The sequence below is a fragment of the Pseudomonas pudica genome (assembly GCF_015680405.1).
Lineage (GTDB): Bacteria > Pseudomonadota > Gammaproteobacteria > Pseudomonadales > Pseudomonadaceae > Aquipseudomonas > Aquipseudomonas pudica.
Genome location: NZ_JADLJS010000007.1, coordinates 205651 through 222058, shown reverse-complemented (window position 1 = coordinate 222058; position 16408 = coordinate 205651). Strand labels below are relative to the sequence as shown.

The following is a 16408-nucleotide window of genomic DNA, read 5'->3' as shown; positions in this document are numbered from 1 at the left end:
TGAGATGGCTGTGAGCTTGAATTGCTCTGTGTATTTGCCCATAGGTCCCCCAAGGGTTGGATTTTTTGTCCAACTTCTTGGGGGCAGTCCAGTCGTTCAGACCTGTGCAGTACCTGTGGGAGCTGGCTTGCCGGCGATAGGGCCCTTGGCGGCCACTACAAAATCTGCCTATACCACTATCATCCGCTTTTGCTCTAAAGCCACAGAACCTTCGCACAGCCTTCCTAGCATGGCCCCCATCTCTTCGATGAGGCCCTGCCATGAACCACACCACCCCCGGCGCACAGATGAAAGTGCGCAACATCCACAAGCGCTTCGGCGCCTTCACGGCGCTGAACGATGTCTCGCTGGACATCGCCGCCGGCGAACTGGTGTGCCTGCTCGGTCCGTCTGGCTGCGGCAAGACCACGCTGCTGCGCTGCATCGCCGGCCTGGAGCGCCAGGACCGCGGTACGTTATACATCGGCGAGCGCGACATCTCCGAGCTGCCACCTCAGGCCCGTGACTACGGCATCCTGTTCCAGTCCTACGCGCTGTTCCCCAACCTCACCGTCGAAGCCAACATCGCCTATGGCCTGACTGGCAGTGGCCGCGAGCAGGCCCGCCAGCGAGTGGCCGAAATGCTCGAACTGGTGGGCCTGGCCGGCAGCGAGAAGAAATACCCCGGTCAGCTTTCCGGGGGCCAGCAGCAGCGTGTGGCCCTGGCCCGCGCGCTGGCACCGTCGCCGTCGTTGCTGCTGCTGGACGAGCCGATGTCGGCGTTGGATGCCCGGGTGCGCGAGCACCTGTGCACTGAACTGCGCCAGCTGCAACGCCAGCTGGGTATCACCACACTGATGGTCACCCACAACCAGGACGAGGCCATGCTGATGGCCGACCGCATTGCAGTGATGAACAACGGCCAGGTCGAGCAGTACGCCACCCCGCAGGAAATCTACGACCAACCGGCCACGCCGTTCGTTGCCGAGTTCGTCGGCCAGGGCAACTGGTTGCCGTTCCAGCGCAGCAGTGACAGCCATGCCCAGGTCGGTGGCATGAACATGCGTTTGGCACCAGGTTCGGCCCGCCCCAGCAGTGGCCGGCTGTTCTGCCGCCCGGAGGCGATCACGGTCAACCCTGAGGTGCACGAAGAAAACCTGTTCCCGGCCATGGTCCGTGAAATCACCTTCCTCGGTAACCGCTGCCGCATGAGCTTCGAACTCAAGGCGCTGCCTGGCCATGCACTGCTGGCGGAGCTGGCTCCCGAGGCAATTCCGCGGCTGGGCTCGCAGGACATCTGGGTGGCGCTGCCACCGCAGAGCCTGCAGGTGTTTGCCTGAGATGGCCGCGCCAATGTCCCTGCCGCTGAGCCAGGCCAAGGCCACGCCGCGTGCTGGCGTTGCCCTGGGCGACCGGTTGTTCGTCGTCGGCGGCAAGAGCCTGCTGCTGATCCTTCTGGTACTGGCGGTGCTGATGCCGCTGCTGGCGATCTTCTGGCGCGGCTTCAGCGCAGATGCGGGCCAGGGTGGCGGCCTGCTGGCGGCCCGCGAACTGTTCGCCAGTGAAAACTTCCACTGGCTGCTAGGCAACAGCCTGTCGGTGGCCTTCACGGTGGCAGCCATCGTGGTACCGCTGGCCTACCTGTTCGCCTACGCCCTGCAACGCACGCTGATTCCGGGCAAAGGCCTGTGGCGGGGGATTTCGCTGCTGCCGCTGCTGGCTCCGTCAATGCTGCCGGCCATCGCCCTGGTCTACCTGTTCGGTAACCAAGGGCTGCTGCGCGGGTTGCTCAGCGACAACATCTATGGCTTCTGGGGCATTGTGCTGGGCGAGGCCATCTACACCTTCCCGCATGCCCTGATGATCCTGCTGTCGGCACTGTCGCTGGCCGATGCACGCCTGTTCGACGCAGCGTCCAGCATGGGTGCCGGCCCCTGGCGAGCGTTCACCAGCATCACCTGGCCGGCCACGCGCCAGGCAGTATTCGCAGCGTTCTGCCTGGTGTTCACCTTGACCATCACCGACTTCGGTGTACCTGTCGTGGTCGGCGGCGATTATCAGGTGCTGGCGCTGGAAGCCTACAAGGCGGTGGTCGGCCAGCAGCAGTTCGGCCGCGGCGCGCTGATCGGCATGGTGCTGCTGTTGCCGGCGCTGTTCAGCTTTACCGTCGATGCCTGGCTGCGTCGGAGCCAGGGCGAGACCATGAGCGGGCGTGCACAGGTGTTCGAGCCCAAGCCGTCGTGGGGCCGTGATGCCTGCTTCCTGGGGATCGTGCTGCTGGTGTGCTCGGCGTTGCTGCTGGTGATCGGCATGGCGGTGTACTCGTCGCTGGTCACCTTCTGGCCCTACAACCTGTCGTTGTCGCTGCGTCACTACATGTTCGAGGACACCGCCGGTGGCGGCTGGCTGGCCTACCGCAACAGCGTGACCATGGCCATCGGCACCGCATTGATCGGCAGCATCGTGATCTTCACCGGCGCCTACCTGATGGAAAAGACCCAGGGCCAACGCCTGCTCAACCAGGCGCTGCGCCTGCTCAGCTTCATCCCCATGGCCGTGCCGGGCCTGGTGCTGGGCCTGGGCTATGTATTCTTCTTCAACCTGAACGGCAACCCGCTGCATGTGTTCTACGGCGGCATGGGGCTGCTGGTGGTGTGCACCATCGCCCACTACCTGACCACCGCGCAGATGACCGCGACCACTGCCCTGCGTCAGCTCGACGGCGAGTTCGAGGCCGCCGCGCTGTCGCTGAAGGCGCCGCTGTACAGGCACTTCCTGCGGGTGACCGTGCCGATCTGCCTGCCGGCGCTGCTGGACATCATCCGCTACCTGTTCGTATCGGCGATGACCACCGTGTCGGCGGCAATCTTCCTGTACAGCCCCGACACCATTCTGGCTGCCGTCGCCGTGCTGAACATGGACGACGCCGGCAATGTCGGTGGTGCCGCCGCCATGTCCACCCTGATCCTGCTGACCAGTGCCGGTGCTTCACTGCTGCTGGCCGCAGCCTCACGCGGCCTGCTGCGCCGCTCCCAAGCCTGGCGCCAACGCGCCGCGACCGTCTGACCTGTAAGGAACTAACCATGTACAAGCACCTTGCACTTGCCGCTGCCGTTTCCGCCGTGTTCAGCCTGCAGGCTTCGGCCGCTGGCACCCAGCTGACGGTCTACACCGCCCTGGAGGCCGAACAGCTGAAGAGCTACAAGCAGGCCTTCGAAAAGGCCAACCCGGACATCGAAATCAAGTGGGTACGCGACTCTACCGGCATCATCACCGCCAAGCTGCTGGCCGAGAAAGAGCGCCCGCAGGCCGACGCAGTTTGGGGCCTGGCCGCATCGAGCCTGGCCATTCTCGACCAGAACGGCATGCTCGAAGCCTACGCACCGAAGGACCTGGGCAAGATTGCCGCCAATTACCGCGATGCTGCCAACCCGCCAGCCTGGGTCGGTATGGACGTGTGGGCCGCTACCATCTGCTTCAATACCATCGAGGCCGAGAAGCAGGGCCTGAGCAAGCCGGTGAGCTGGCAGGACCTGACCAAGCCCGAGTACAAGGGCAAGATCGTCATGCCGAACCCGGCCTCGTCCGGCACCGGCTTCCTGGATGTCAGTGCCTGGTTGCAGACCTTTGGCGAGCCACAGGGTTGGGCGTACATGGATGCACTGCACCAGAACATCGGCCAGTACGTTCATTCCGGTTCCAAGCCGTGCAAGCTTGCTGCAGCGGGTGAGTTTCCGATCGGTATCTCGTTCGAGTACCCGGCCGTGCAGCTCAAGCGCCAGGGCGCGCCGCTGGACATCGTGCTGCCGAAGGAAGGCCTGGGCTGGGAGATCGAGGCGACTGCGGTGATCAAAGGTTCGCCAAAAGCGGATGCGGCCAGGCGCCTGGCTGATTTCTCGGCAAGCCCGGCGGCCATGGAGCTGTACAAGGAGAACTTCGCCGTGCTGGCTGCCCCGGGCATTGCCAAGCCGCAGACCGAACTGCCGGCGGACTATGAACAGCGCCTGATCAAGAACGACTTTGCCTGGGCCTCGAAGAACCGTGACCAGATCCTGGCCGAGTGGCGCAAGCGCTATGACGGCAAATCGGAGAAGGTGGCTCAGCAGTAACCTGCACCGGCCTTTTCGCGGGCGCGCCCGCTCCCACAGGTACCGCGCAGTCCTTCAGCTGTGTGCGATCCTTGTGGGAGCGGGCATGCCCGCGAAGAAGCCACTGCTGCAATCCAGCCAGGAATAAACAGTGATGCCCACCCCAGCCCAGATCATCGACAGCACCTTCGCGCTGTACGAACGCCACGGCAGTGACGACTACATCGGCGAAGCCATCACCCAGCTCGAACACATGTCCCAGGCCGCGCAACTGGCCATGGCCGAAGGCTTCGACGACGAAGTGGTGCTGGCGGCGTTCTTCCACGACATCGGCCACCTGTGCGGCGGTGACGCCAGCATGGGCGGCTATGGCGTAGTCAGCCATGAACGCATCGGCGCAGAATACTTACGCCGCTGTGGCTTCGGCGAACGCATGGCGCGGCTGGTGCAGTATCACGTGGAGGCCAAGCGCTACCTGACTTTGCGCCAGCCTGGGTATTACCAGCGGTTGAGTGAAGCGAGCCGGCGGACCTTGGAGTATCAGGGGGGCGTGATGAGCGAGGACGAGGCGGATGTGTTCGAACGGGATCCGCTGTTCGAGGTGAGCTTGCGGATGAGGGAGTGGGATGAGCGGGCCAAGGTGGTCGGGGTGGCGGTGATTGACCTGGATGGGTTGAAGCAGAAGGCTTTGGCATTGCTTTGAGATGTGGGTTGCCTGTGCGGGCCTCTTCGCGGGCATGCCCGCGAAGAGGCCAGACCTGCCCACTCAAAATTGTGAAACCAGAGCCTCCAGCTGTTCCTGCCGCTCAGCCTGGTTCAGCTTCGCCCCTGGGTTCAGGGTGGACCACTGCGGATGCGCCCGTGCCTTGCTCAACGCCTCCGGCAACTTGCCCTCCCGCCAGGCCTTCTCATCCAGCTCCCCCAGCCGAATGCTGTCCTGCGCCGCATGCCCGCGGTTTTCCAGCGCTACCATCAACTGCTGCTGACGCAAGGCCAGCAGGCGCAACACCGTGTCGTCCACCGTCAGCTCGCGCTTGCCCTTGAGCTTGCCCATCAACCGCGACCCATAGTTGCGGGCCGTCTGCAGCGCGCCGCCGGCAATCGCCCCGGCCAGGGCGGCAGCCCCCAGTGTCAGGCCGCCGACCAGCAGGTCCACCCCGGCACCCGCCGCAGCACCAGCGGCCACACCACTGCCCAAGCGCACGCCCAGCAGCTTCAAGGTTTCGGGATTGAACAGGTCATCGCCCCAACGGCCATCCAGCAACGGCAGGTCGCTGGCATGGGCGTCCTCGCGGCGGAAGGCATACAGCTTGAGCAGTGCCTCGACACAGCGCTGCTCGCGCTGGCGCACCTCTTGCCGCAATGCCTCGATGGCCCGGGCTTCGGCAGCCGGTTCGGCCTCGACGCTGCGCCGGCAGGCAGCGCAGTCCAGCAGCAGCTCGGCAATCAGGCGCTTGCCGCTGTGCCGACGCGCCAGGCGCTGTTCCTGCTGGTCGTCTATCAGCCGCTGCAGGGCCGGGCGGGCGTCTTCAAGCAGCAGGGCCAGGCTTTCGTACAACCGGCGCTCGCCATCCTCTGGCGGGGCCACGCTGTCGAACCGCACCAACGCGTGAAGCCCAAGCCTGGCAAGGGCTTCACGCCATTGCGGCTCGCGGTGCTGATGGCTGGCGACGAAGTTGAGCACCGGTAGCAGCGGCTTGCCGCAGCTGGCCAGCACTTCCAGTTCGTCGCGGTATTTGGCCAGCACCGGTTCACGGGCGTCGATCACATACAAGCCGGCATTGCTGGCCAGCAGCTGGCGCAGCACCTTGGCCTCCTGCTCGAAACGCTGGCGTGCCTCGCTGCCTTGCAGAAAGCGCTCGAGGCGGGCCGGGCCGTCCAGCCGCTCGCCCGGGCGCTCCAGGCGTTCGAGGTAGTCGAGCAGGGCGATGGCGTCTTCCAGGCCCGGGGTATCGTACAGCTCGAGCAAGGGTTCGCCGTCCACCGACAGCCGCGCACCTTCCACATGGCGGGTGGTGCTGGGGCGGTGGGACACTTCGCCAAAGCCGACGTCACGGGTCAGGGTGCGCAGCAGCGAGGTCTTGCCGACGTTGGTGTGGCCGACCACGGCCAGTTTAAGCGGCTCAGTCATGGCCATGCTCCAGCCAGGTCAGCGGCGAGGTATCGGCATGCGCCAGGCCAAGGCGGTCGAGGGCTTCGTGCCAGTCGCCCAGGCGCTGGGCGTCCAGGGCCTCGCCCGGTGCTGCCTGCAGTAGCCAGACACGGGTGGCACCGGCATTGCGTGCCAGCTCGGCGAGCAGCGCCAGGCTGCCGCGGTCGGGCGAACGGCGCGGGTCGCAAGCGATGGCCAGGCGTGCCGGCGGGAAGCGACTGAGCTGTTCGAGCAGGTGGTTGCGCGATTCGCGGCTGTCGAGCACGCCGGCACTGGTCACGCTTTTCGGCAGGGCGGGCGGCCAGGGGTGCTGGTCGTCCAGCTCCAGGCCGACCAGCAGGGCACCGCTGCTGCCGCTTTCCAGCTGGCCAGCGGCAAACTGCGGCAAGGCTTCGGGCGCGGCATCCTGGACACCTATGCGTTCGCTGCGTGGCATCAGCGCTTCACGCAGCTGCGCGTAGCCGGGCAGGCTGAGGTCCAGCGCCAGGCGTTGTCGGCCTTGGCGCCAGCGCCACAGGCACAGCCCGGCCAACAGCAGGCGCGGCAGCAGGCCGTACACCAGCACCACGCCAAGCAGCCAGCTGGCCCAGGCCTGGCGCGCCAGGTCCAGGGCCGGCTGGCTGTCGCCGCTGGCGCGGATCATGGCCTCGTCGGGTACTGTGAAACCCAGCAACGAAGGCAGCGCGCCCAAGGCTTGGGTCAGGTGGATGAACGGGTCGGCGGCGAGCAGGGTGGTCTCCCAGACAAAGCCATAGCGCCGGGTCGCCAGCAAGGCCAGCAGCATGCCCAGTGCGGTGACCATCGCCAGCAGCCACAGGCCATGTACCAGCAGGCCGAGCAGCCAGCGGTTCAGGCGCTGGCGTTGCAGCAGCACCAGCAGCGCCGGTGCCAGGTGCGCGGCCTTGGCGTCACGGGCAAAGCGTTCGCTCAGCCACAGCCAAAGGCGGCCCAGCCCTGCGCCGTGCTCACCGCTCAGGGCAAAGCCGATGGCCCAGCCCAGTAGCATCAACAGGTTCAACCCGAGCAGGCTGCCCAGGGCCCAGAACACGTTAACCGGGCGCTGCCCATCGCCCAGGGCGGCCAGCCCCAACCCCGATCCGCTGAGCACGGCCAGCACCAGCAAGGCCAGCAGCGCCAGGCGTGCGCCCTGTTTCCAGTGGCCCAGGGCGGTGGTGATGCCGTCGCGTTCGGCCAGGAACAGGGCGCGGGTTTCGATGCGGGCCGCCAGGTCACCGCCTGCCTGGCGGGCGCGGCGGTTGGCCTCCTGGTCCTCCAGGGGGCCGGCATGTTCCTCGCGCAGGCGTACCGCTTCGGTGAGCCAGCGCTTGTCCAGTGAAGTCGGTGCGGTCACAAGGTCTTCCATTGCACAGGTCAGGGCAGAAGCATAACCCACACGCCCGGTGCTATCCTCGCTGGCATGAATACATCACTCCCCCTCAGCCTGATCGCGGCTCACGCCGAGAACCGCGTGATCGGCATCGACAACTCCATGCCCTGGCATTTGCCGGGGGACTTCAAGTACTTCAAGGCCACTACCCTGGGCAAGCCGATCATCATGGGGCGCAAGACCTGGGACTCGCTGGGCAGGCCATTGCCCGGGCGGTTGAATATCGTCGTCAGCCGGCAGGCAGGGCTGGAACTGGCGGGGGCCGAGGTGTTTGGCTCGCTGGAAGAGGCGCTGGTGCGGGCCGAGCAGTGGGCGCGCGAGACCGGTGTCGATGAGCTGATGCTGATTGGCGGGGCCCAGCTGTATGCGCAGGCGCTGGAGAAAGGGCTGATCAGCCGCATGTACCTGACGCGGGTCGAGTTGTCGCCGGAGGGGGATGCCTGGTTCCCTGAGTTTGATCGGGGGCAGTGGAAACTGGTGTCGAGCGAGGCGCAGGCTGAGGAAGGCAAGCCTGGGTATCATTTCGAGGTCTGGGACAAGGTTTGAGATTGCCGGGGCTGCAAGGCAGCCCCGGCAATCCGTCAGGAATGGCTCAGCTCGGCATGTTCATCGCCAGCCAGCACATCCTTGTCGGTCTCTTTCAGCAATTGGCTGGTCACCACCCCTGCGGTCATCGAACCGTTCACGTTCAACGCCGTGCGGCCCATGTCGATCAGCGGCTCCACCGAAATCAGCAACGCCACCAGCTCCACCGGCAAGCCCATGGCCGGCAGCACGATCAGCGCGGCGAAAGTCGCACCGCCACCTACGCCGGCAACACCTGCCGAACTCAAGGTGACGATGGCCACCAGGGTCGCGATCCACAGCGGGTCGAAGGTATCGATGCCCACCGCCGGCGCCACCATCACCGCCAACATGGCGGGATAGAGGCCGGCGCAGCCGTTCTGGCCAATGGTGGTACCGAACGATGCGCTGAAGCTGGCAATCGACTGCGGTACGCCCAGGCGGCGGGTTTGCGCTTCGATGTTAAGCGGAATGCTGGCGGCACTGGAGCGGCTGGTGAAGGCGAAGGTCAGCACCGGCCACACCTTGCGGAAGAAGCGCAGCGGGCTCACGCCGGTGGCGGCCAGGATAATGCCGTGCACCACGAACATCAGCGCCAGGCCCAGGTACGACACCACCACGAAGCTGCCCAGCTTGAGGATGTCTTCCATGTTCGAGCTGGCCACCACCTTGGTCATCAGCGCCATTACGCCATACGGGGTCAGCTTCATCACCACCCGCACCAGGCGCATCACCCAGGCCTGCAGGGTGTCGATGGCCGACAGCGCGCGTTCGCCTTTCTCGGCATCGTCCTTGATCAGCTGCAGCGCGGCCAGGCCGAGGAAGACGGCAAAGATAACCACGCTGATGATCGAGGTCGGCTTGGCCCGTGCCAGGTCACCTACCGGGTTGCTGGGGATGAACGACAGCAGCAGTTGCGGGATGTTGAGGTCGGCGACCTTGCCGGCGTAGTCGCTGTGGATAACCTGCATGCGCGCGCTTTCCTGCGCGCCGGCCACCAGGCCTTCGGCGCTCAGGCCGAACAGGTTGGTCAGGACGATGCCGATCAACGCGGCGATGGCGGTGGTCAGCAGCAGGGTACCAATGCTCAGCACGCTGATGCGGCCCAGCGACGAGGCATTGTGCAGGCGCGCCACGGCACTGAGGATCGAGGCGAAGATCAGCGGCATGACGATCATCTGCAGCAGGCCGACGTAGCCGTTGCCGACCAGGTCGAGCCAGGCGATGGTGGCCTTGAGCACAGGGTGGCCAGCACCATAGATGGTATGCAGTATCAGGCCGAACACCACGCCCAGCACCAGGCCCAGCAATACTTTTCTGGCCAGGCTCCAGTCGGTGCGGCGGGTTTGTGCCAGGCCCAGCAACAGGGCCAGGAACGCCAGCAAGTTAAGGGACAGTGGCAGGTTCATTGAAGCTCCAGCAGAAAAAAGCAGAATTGGCATCGCCTCTGTGAGCGATTGCGAACGGAAATGCTAACAGGCTGAAAACAAACGAATTTATACCCAAATGGAATGTGCATAGTCGTTTATGGAATAACGGCGTGTCGCGGATTGCAATGAACACGGCGTTTGCAGCTGCGTTGAGGTCGTTATCAAGGGCTGCCGGCGGGGATTGTTGCACTAGCGTTTCTGGGTCATTTCAGGAGATTCGTACATGAAGTTCGCTCCGAGAGCCATCGCCATCGGCCTGTCCCTGTTGTTCAGTATCGAAACCTTCGCCACCGAGCTCAAGCACTGGCCCGCCGAGGCGGCCAGGCAGCTCGACAGCATGATTGCCGCCAATGCCAACAAGGGTAACTACGCGGTGTTCGACATGGACAACACCAGCTACCGCTACGACCTTGAAGAGGCCTTGCTGCCGTTCATGGAAAACAAGGGCCTGCTGAACCGCGACAAGCTCGACCCCTCGTTGAAGCTGATGCCGTTCAAGGACACCGCCGAGCACAAGGAAAGCCTGTTCAGCTACTACTACCGGCTGTGCGAAGTGGACGACATGGTCTGCTACCCGTGGGTGGCCCAGGTGTTCTCCGGCTTTACCCTGCAGGAGCTGAAGGTGCAGGTGGATGAGCTGATGGCCTCCGGAAAACCGATCCCGGCCACTTATTACGAAGGGGACCAGGTAAAGGCCATCGAGGTACAGCCGCCCAAGGTCTTCAAGGGCCAGGCCGAGCTGTACAACAAGCTGATGGAGAACGGTATCGAGGTCTATGTGGTTTCCGCTGCTTCCGAGGAGCTGGTGCGCATGGTCGCGTCGGACCCCAAGTACGGCTACAACGTGAAGCCGCAGAATGTGATTGGCGTGAGCTTGCTGCTGAAGGACCGCGCCAGCGGCCAGTTGACCACGGCGCGCAAGCAGATCAGCGCCGGGCACTATGATGCCAAGGCCAACGTGGGGCTGGAGCTGACCCCGTACCTGTGGACCCCGGCCACCTGGATGGCAGGCAAGCAGGCGGCGATCCTGACCTATATCGATGAGTGGAAGAAACCGGTGCTGGTGGGGGGCGATACGCCGACCAGTGATGGCTACATGCAGTTCCATGGGGTAGACGTGGGCAAAGGTGGCATCCACTTGTGGATAAACCGCAAGGCCAAGTACATGGACCAGATGAACGGGATGATTGCCAGGAATGCCGCGGCGCAGGCCAAGGAAGGGTTGCCGGTGACGGCAGACAAGAACTGGGTGATCGTGACGCCGGAGCAGATTCAGTAGTTGGTGTTTCGCCTGTACTGGCCCTATCGCCGGCAAGCCAGCTCCCACAGGGAACACACAGGCCTTCAGAACTGTGTGGTCTCTGTGGGAGCTGGCTTGCCGGCGATAGGGCCAGTACGAGCAGCACACAAATCACAGGTATAAAAAAACCGGCGCCCAGGGCGCCGGTTCTTCATTCATACCGTCAGAGCCTTACAGCCCTTCCAGCATCGCCTTGTTACGCACCGCGCCCTTGTCGGCACTGGTCGCCAGCAAAGCATAGGCCTTCAGCGCGGTGGTCACCTTGCGTGGGCGTACTTCAGCCGGTTTCCAGCCCTTCTTGTCCTGCTCGATACGGCGCTCAGCCAGCTCTTCATCGCTGACCTGCAGGTTGATCGAACGATTCGGGATGTCGATCAGCACTTTATCGCCGTCGCGCACCAGGCCGATAGCGCCGCCAGCGGCGGCTTCCGGCGAGGCGTGGCCGATCGACAGGCCCGAGGTGCCGCCCGAGAAGCGACCGTCGGTGAGCAGGGCGCAAGCCTTGCCCAGGCCCTTGGACTTCAGATACGAGGTCGGGTACAGCATTTCCTGCATGCCCGGGCCACCTTTCGGGCCTTCGTAGCGGATGATCACGATGTCGCCGGCCTTCACTTCGTCGGCGAGGATGCCGCGTACGGCGCTGTCCTGGCTCTCGAAGATCTTCGCGGTGCCTTCGAACACCAGGATCGACTCGTCGACACCGGCGGTTTTCACCACGCAGCCGTCCAGCGCGATGTTGCCGTACAGCACGGCCAGGCCGCCTTCCTGCGAATAGGCGTGCTCGACACTGCGGATGCAACCTTCGGCACGGTCCAGGTCCAGGCTCGGCCAGCGGGTCGACTGGCTGAACGCGGTCTGGGTCGGGATGCCGGCAGGGCCGGCCTTGAAGAAGGTGTGCACAGCTTCGTCATCGGTCTGGGTGATGTCCCATTTGGCGATGGCTTCTTCCATGCTGCGGCTGTGCACGGTCGGCAGGTCGGTGTGCAGCAGGCCGCCACGGGCCAGCGAGCCGAGGATGCTGAAGATGCCGCCGGCACGGTGCACGTCTTCCATGTGATATTTCTGGATGTTCGGCGCAACCTTGCACAGCTGCGGCACCTTGCGCGACAGGCGGTCGATATCGCGCAGGTCGAACGCCACCTCGGCTTCCTGGGCGGCGGCCAGCAGGTGCAGGATGGTGTTGGTCGAGCCGCCCATGGCGATGTCGAGCATCATGGCGTTCTCGAACGCCTTGAAGTTGGCGATGTTGCGCGGCAGTACCGACTCATCGTTCTCGCCGTAGTAACGCTTGCACAGCTCGACGATGGTGCGGCCGGCGGTGAGGAACAGCTGTTCGCGGTCGGCGTGGGTGGCCAGGGTCGAACCGTTGCCCGGCAGGGCCAGGCCCAGGGCTTCGGTCAGGCAGTTCATCGAGTTGGCGGTGAACATGCCGGAGCACGAACCGCAGGTCGGGCAGGCGCTGCGCTCGTATTCGGCGACTTTTTCGTCGGAAGCCGAGGAGTCTGCGGCAATGACCATGGCATCGACCAGGTCCAGGCCGTGGCTTGCCAGCTTGGTCTTGCCGGCTTCCATCGGGCCGCCGGAGACGAAGATTACCGGGATGTTCAGGCGCAGGGCGGCCATCAGCATGCCGGGGGTGATCTTGTCGCAGTTGGAGATGCACACGATGGCGTCGGCGCAGTGGGCGTTGACCATGTACTCCACGGCGTCGGCGATGATCTCGCGGCTTGGCAGCGAGTACAGCATGCCGTCGTGGCCCATGGCGATGCCGTCATCGACCGCGATGGTGTTGAATTCCTTGGCCACGCCACCGGCGCGTTCGATTTCGCGGGCGACCAGCTGGCCCAGGTCCTTCAGGTGCACGTGGCCCGGGACGAACTGGGTGAACGAGTTGGCGATGGCGATGATCGGTTTCTTGAAATCTTCGTCCTTCATCCCGGTGGCGCGCCAAAGGGCGCGGGCGCCGGCCATGTTGCGGCCTTGGGTGGAAGTCTTGGAACGATAATCAGGCATGAAACACTCCTGGCGGCTTAATCAGGTAACAAAAAGGGGAGTGAGCTTCTCTTGTCCTTTGTACCGCAGGCCGGTTGCCACTGGCACGGATGGGGCCGAAGACCGCGCGGGATCGCCGCGTGCTTGGGCAGAGCTCATAAACCCGCCGGGGATGACTGGCGATGAATAGGCCGATTCTACACCGCTGGCGCGGCGAGGGAATGGAGATGTGTCTGGACGGTGGTTTGCGGTAGCTGGTGGTGGCTTAATCGGCCTGCGGGCCTATAGCGCCCACAGGCCGCCCCGGTCAGCCTTGGTAATCTTCGCGGGAGCTGGACCCTGGCTAACGCGGTTGAGCAATTGCAGCTTGCGGTCCAGCTGCCGGACGCTGTTTAGTGGAATCTTCTGGAAAATTCACCAAGTTGCTGTTTGAGGCGAGGACTTTGCCATGGCGACGTAGTAAGGTCGCGATCAGGAAGACCGAATTGTTAAAGTTATCAATAATAGGTTTGGATGCCAGGAAGTCTGCGGAGAGCGTGGGAGTGCTAATTTTCTGCACAATGACTTCATTCTGCCAGGATCTGTCGTCCAGTACCAGGAAGAAGACTTCATCATCTCTTTCCAGCGAGAGGCCGAAATTTGTGATGAAAGGATACTTTCCCTTCGGTTCGTCAATGGGGTTTAAGACGAAAGGCATATCGCCTCCGGCCCACAAGACGTATTTTGCGATGGGGGCTGCTACTAGGCTTCCCATCATGAAGGAGAGTGGGCGACTGCTTCTTTCTATGGTGGTGTTGATGACGTGGTAATGCAGATACACCATGCCTCCGCTTAGTGCCGAGGATATTGTTTCATTTATGAAGAAAACTGTCTGCTCACCTGTCTCGATAACCTCGGTTTCAAGGATGAAGCTTGAATTGGGGTGCTGGCCTATCAGGAATAAGCGGATCAGCTCCCCGGCGGACGCTCCTTCGTAAGCAGGGATGTTGATTGTGAAACCCTGTGCCGCTTGGGACCACGGTAATCCTTCGTTATCGATGATGCCTGGGACCCGTGGGCGGTAGAGTTCTGCTGCGAAGCTGTAAGTGGAAATTGGGCTTCTGTTCAAATTCTGATCGAAATAGTAAAGTTCGACTTTGCTATCCCAGAGGTCTCTTATTTCTTCGGGTTGGAAATAGTCACGCAGATCCTGCTCCGGGGGAAATTCATCAATATCCAATTCGTGAAATGTGCCTGAGCCTCCACCCGACAGGTGTAATTTGATAGTTCCTCCGGCTCTAAAGTCATCACTCCATGGGATGACAATGTCGATACCTTTGCGCAGGGCTTCAAGTGGAACGAAGTTCTCGGCGGTCGCTCCTTCAATTTTCGCAGCTTGCAGTGTTCGGGGGTATGGCTTGCTAGTCATGTCGCCACCTTTATCGATGGATATAGGAAACATCAACGGTGATAAGCATCAATTGCGCGACGGGAGTACACTCGAATTTTTAAAAGGTGGCTACTGGCAAAAATGATAGGCTTGCCCCCGCGAGAGTTGCTTCATTTGGATTGCCGATGCGGCGGGGGCTGGTGTATTTCGGGATTGCGCCCAGGTATTGCAGATATGATGTGAAGCGGGGGCATGAAGCCCCCGGCTGTCATCGGTCAGCTATTTGGCAGCAACCGGCAGGTGATGCTCTTGATGTAGCGGGTTTCGGCGATAGCCGGGTGCACCGGGTGGTCCGGGCCCTGGCCGCCGCGCTCGAGCAACTGCAGGTTGCGGTCCAGGTGACGGGCGCTGGTCAGCAGGATGTTGTGCAGGTCGTCCTCAGGCAGGTGCATCGAGCACGAGGCGCTGACCAGGATGCCGTCCTTGGTAAGCATGCGCATGGCCTGCTCGTTCAGGCGGCGGTAGGCCGCTTCGCCGTTCTTCAGGTCTTTCTTGCGCTTGATGAAGGCGGGTGGGTCGGCAATGATCACGTCGAAGCGCTCTTCGGCGGCCTTCAGTTCGCGCAGGGCCTCGAACACATCGCCTTCGATGCAGGTCAGCTTCTCGCTGATGCCGTTCAGCGCGGCGTTACGCTCCACGCCGTCCAGGGCAAAGCCCGAGGCATCGACGCAGAATACTTCGCTGGCGCCGAAGGCACCGGCCTGCACGCCCCAGCCACCGATGTAGCTGAACAGGTCGAGCACACGCTTGCCTTTCACGTACGGCGCCAGGCGTGCACGGTTCATGCGGTGGTCGTAGAACCAGCCGGTCTTCTGGCCTTCGCGTACCGGGGCTTCGAACTTGACGCCGTTTTCTTCCAGCGGCACCCAGTCCGGTACTTCGCCATAGACGGTCTCGACATAGCGCTGCAGGCCTTCGGCATCACGCGCGGAGGAGTCGTTCTTGAACAGGATGCCGCTTGGCTTGAGCACCTGTACCAGGGCTGCAATCACGTCGTCCTTGTGCGCTTCCATCGTTGCCGAAGCCAATTGCACCACGAGGATGTCGAAGAAGCGGTCGACCACCAGGCCTGGCAACAGGTCGGAGTCACCATAGACCAGGCGGTAGCACGGTTGGTCGAACAGGCGCTGGCGCAGCGACAGGGCGACGTTCAGGCGATGCACCAGCAGCGATTTGTCCAGCGGCAATTTGGCGTCGCGCGACAGCAGGCGGGCGCAGATCAGGTTGTTAGGGCTCAGTGCGACGATACCCAGTGGCTTGCCGTTGGCCGCCTCGAGAATAGCCTGCTGGCCGGCCTGGAGGCCTTGCAGCGGGGTCGCGCTGACGTCGACTTCGTTGCTGTAGACCCACAGGTGGCCGGCGCGCAGGCGGCGGTCGGCATTGGCTTTGAGGCGTAGGCTGGGCAGGGACATGACGTCGCTCCGGAAAAAAGAGCGGGATTATAGCCTGCTGCCTGGCCATACGTCCCTCGCAGGAGCATGTGATGCCGTCGAGCGGTAGTCAGGCTGCCAATGCCTTGATCAGTTGCCGGTTGAACGCCGGAATGTCGTCGGGTTGGCGGCTGGTAATCAGGTTGCCATCGACTACCACTTCTTCATCTACCCAGTCTCCACCGGCGTTGCGGATGTCGTCCTGCAGGGTCTTGTAGCTGGTCAGCCTCTTGCCCTTGACCAACCCGCACGACACCAGCAACCAGCCACCGTGGCAGATCACGGCCAGCGGCTTGCCAGCCGAATCGTGGCTTTTCACCAGTTTCTGCGCGGCGGGGATCAAGCGAATCGTGTCAGAGTTTTGCACGCCGCCGGGCAGGACCAGGGCATCGTAGAGGTCCAGGTGGGCGCTTTCGAAGGTGGCGTCAACGGCGAATGCGTCGGCCGGCTGGTCGTGGTTCCAGCCGTGTACGGTGCCTTCCTTGTCGCTGAGGATGTCCACCACCGCGCCGCTCTGTTCCAAGGCTTCTCGAGGGCCTGTCAGTTCCACTTGCTCGAAGCCGTCAGTGACCAGGAAAGCCACTCGCTTGCCGTTCAGTTCTGCACTCATGGGCCTTGCTCCTTTCTTTGATGAATGTGAGCAAGAGGCCCGGATGG

Annotated in this window: 13 protein-coding genes; 6 read left to right on the top strand and 7 right to left on the bottom strand. The window is 63.1% G+C overall.

What is annotated here, in order from left to right; genetic code table 11:
• The first annotated feature begins 260 nt into the window (after positions 1–260).
• The 4 genes from IRZ77_RS08335 to IRZ77_RS08320 all read left to right on the top strand — a co-directional run bounded on the left by IRZ77_RS08335 (position 261) and on the right by IRZ77_RS08320 (position 4770).
• Positions 261–1319 carry a putative 2-aminoethylphosphonate ABC transporter ATP-binding protein gene (locus IRZ77_RS08335; RefSeq protein ID WP_196173234.1) on the top strand — a complete coding sequence of 353 codons (1059 nt, stop codon included), beginning with the start codon at positions 261–263 and terminating at the stop codon, positions 1317–1319.
• 1 nt (position 1320) lies between these two features.
• Positions 1321–3045: a putative 2-aminoethylphosphonate ABC transporter permease subunit gene (locus tag IRZ77_RS08330; RefSeq protein WP_196173233.1), complete on the top strand. Its 1725-nt coding sequence runs from the start codon at positions 1321–1323 to the stop codon at positions 3043–3045.
• Positions 3046–3062: 17 nt separating this feature from the next.
• On the top strand, positions 3063–4088 hold the full coding sequence (locus IRZ77_RS08325) for a putative 2-aminoethylphosphonate ABC transporter substrate-binding protein (protein WP_046613573.1): 1026 nt from the start codon (positions 3063–3065) through the stop codon (positions 4086–4088).
• A 133-nt stretch (positions 4089–4221) separates the two neighbouring features.
• Positions 4222–4770, top strand: a complete 549-nt coding sequence (locus IRZ77_RS08320) for a phosphonate degradation HD-domain oxygenase (protein WP_135001751.1) — start codon at positions 4222–4224, stop codon at positions 4768–4770.
• Between the two features lie 63 nt (positions 4771–4833).
• Here the strand turns inward: IRZ77_RS08320 and IRZ77_RS08315 are convergent, their stop codons facing one another.
• Positions 4834–6198 carry a GTPase/DUF3482 domain-containing protein gene (locus tag IRZ77_RS08315; protein WP_085601859.1) on the bottom strand — a complete coding sequence of 455 codons (1365 nt, stop codon included), beginning with the start codon at positions 6196–6198 and terminating at the stop codon, positions 4834–4836.
• Positions 6191–7582 (bottom strand): DUF2868 domain-containing protein, encoded by a 1392-nt coding sequence (locus IRZ77_RS08310; protein ID WP_196173232.1) that lies wholly within the window; start codon positions 7580–7582, stop codon positions 6191–6193. Before IRZ77_RS08310 ends, IRZ77_RS08315 begins: the two co-directional genes overlap by 8 nt.
• Before the next feature lie 54 nt (positions 7583–7636).
• On the opposite strand from IRZ77_RS08310, the gene IRZ77_RS08305 reads away from it, so the two are divergent.
• Entirely contained in the window at positions 7637–8152 is a 516-nt protein-coding gene (locus tag IRZ77_RS08305; protein ID WP_135001750.1) for a dihydrofolate reductase, read from the top strand.
• Between the two features lie 35 nt (positions 8153–8187).
• Here the strand turns inward: IRZ77_RS08305 and IRZ77_RS08300 are convergent, their stop codons facing one another.
• Positions 8188–9579: an L-cystine transporter gene (locus tag IRZ77_RS08300; protein ID WP_108480259.1), complete on the bottom strand. Its 1392-nt coding sequence runs from the start codon at positions 9577–9579 to the stop codon at positions 8188–8190.
• A gap of 244 nt (positions 9580–9823) precedes the next feature.
• Here IRZ77_RS08300 and IRZ77_RS08295 point away from each other — a divergent pair, with 244 nt between their 5' ends.
• Positions 9824–10879 carry an HAD family hydrolase gene (locus tag IRZ77_RS08295; protein WP_196173231.1) on the top strand — a complete coding sequence of 352 codons (1056 nt, stop codon included), beginning with the start codon at positions 9824–9826 and terminating at the stop codon, positions 10877–10879.
• Positions 10880–11071: 192 nt separating this feature from the next.
• Here the strand turns inward: IRZ77_RS08295 and ilvD are convergent, their stop codons facing one another.
• The 4 genes from ilvD to IRZ77_RS08275 form a co-directional block, all read right to left on the bottom strand.
• A complete protein-coding gene (gene ilvD / locus IRZ77_RS08290) occupies positions 11072–12913 on the bottom strand; it encodes a dihydroxy-acid dehydratase (protein ID WP_108480260.1) in 1842 nt (613 codons plus the stop codon).
• A 322-nt stretch (positions 12914–13235) separates the two neighbouring features.
• Positions 13236–14300 carry a hypothetical protein gene (locus IRZ77_RS08285; RefSeq protein WP_108480261.1) on the bottom strand — a complete coding sequence of 355 codons (1065 nt, stop codon included), beginning with the start codon at positions 14298–14300 and terminating at the stop codon, positions 13236–13238.
• 236 nt (positions 14301–14536) lie between these two features.
• A complete protein-coding gene (locus tag IRZ77_RS08280) occupies positions 14537–15733 on the bottom strand; it encodes a class I SAM-dependent rRNA methyltransferase (protein ID WP_108480262.1) in 1197 nt (398 codons plus the stop codon).
• 88 nt (positions 15734–15821) lie between these two features.
• Positions 15822–16361 carry a type 1 glutamine amidotransferase domain-containing protein gene (locus tag IRZ77_RS08275; RefSeq protein WP_108480263.1) on the bottom strand — a complete coding sequence of 180 codons (540 nt, stop codon included), beginning with the start codon at positions 16359–16361 and terminating at the stop codon, positions 15822–15824.
• Positions 16362–16408: the final 47 nt, after the last annotated feature.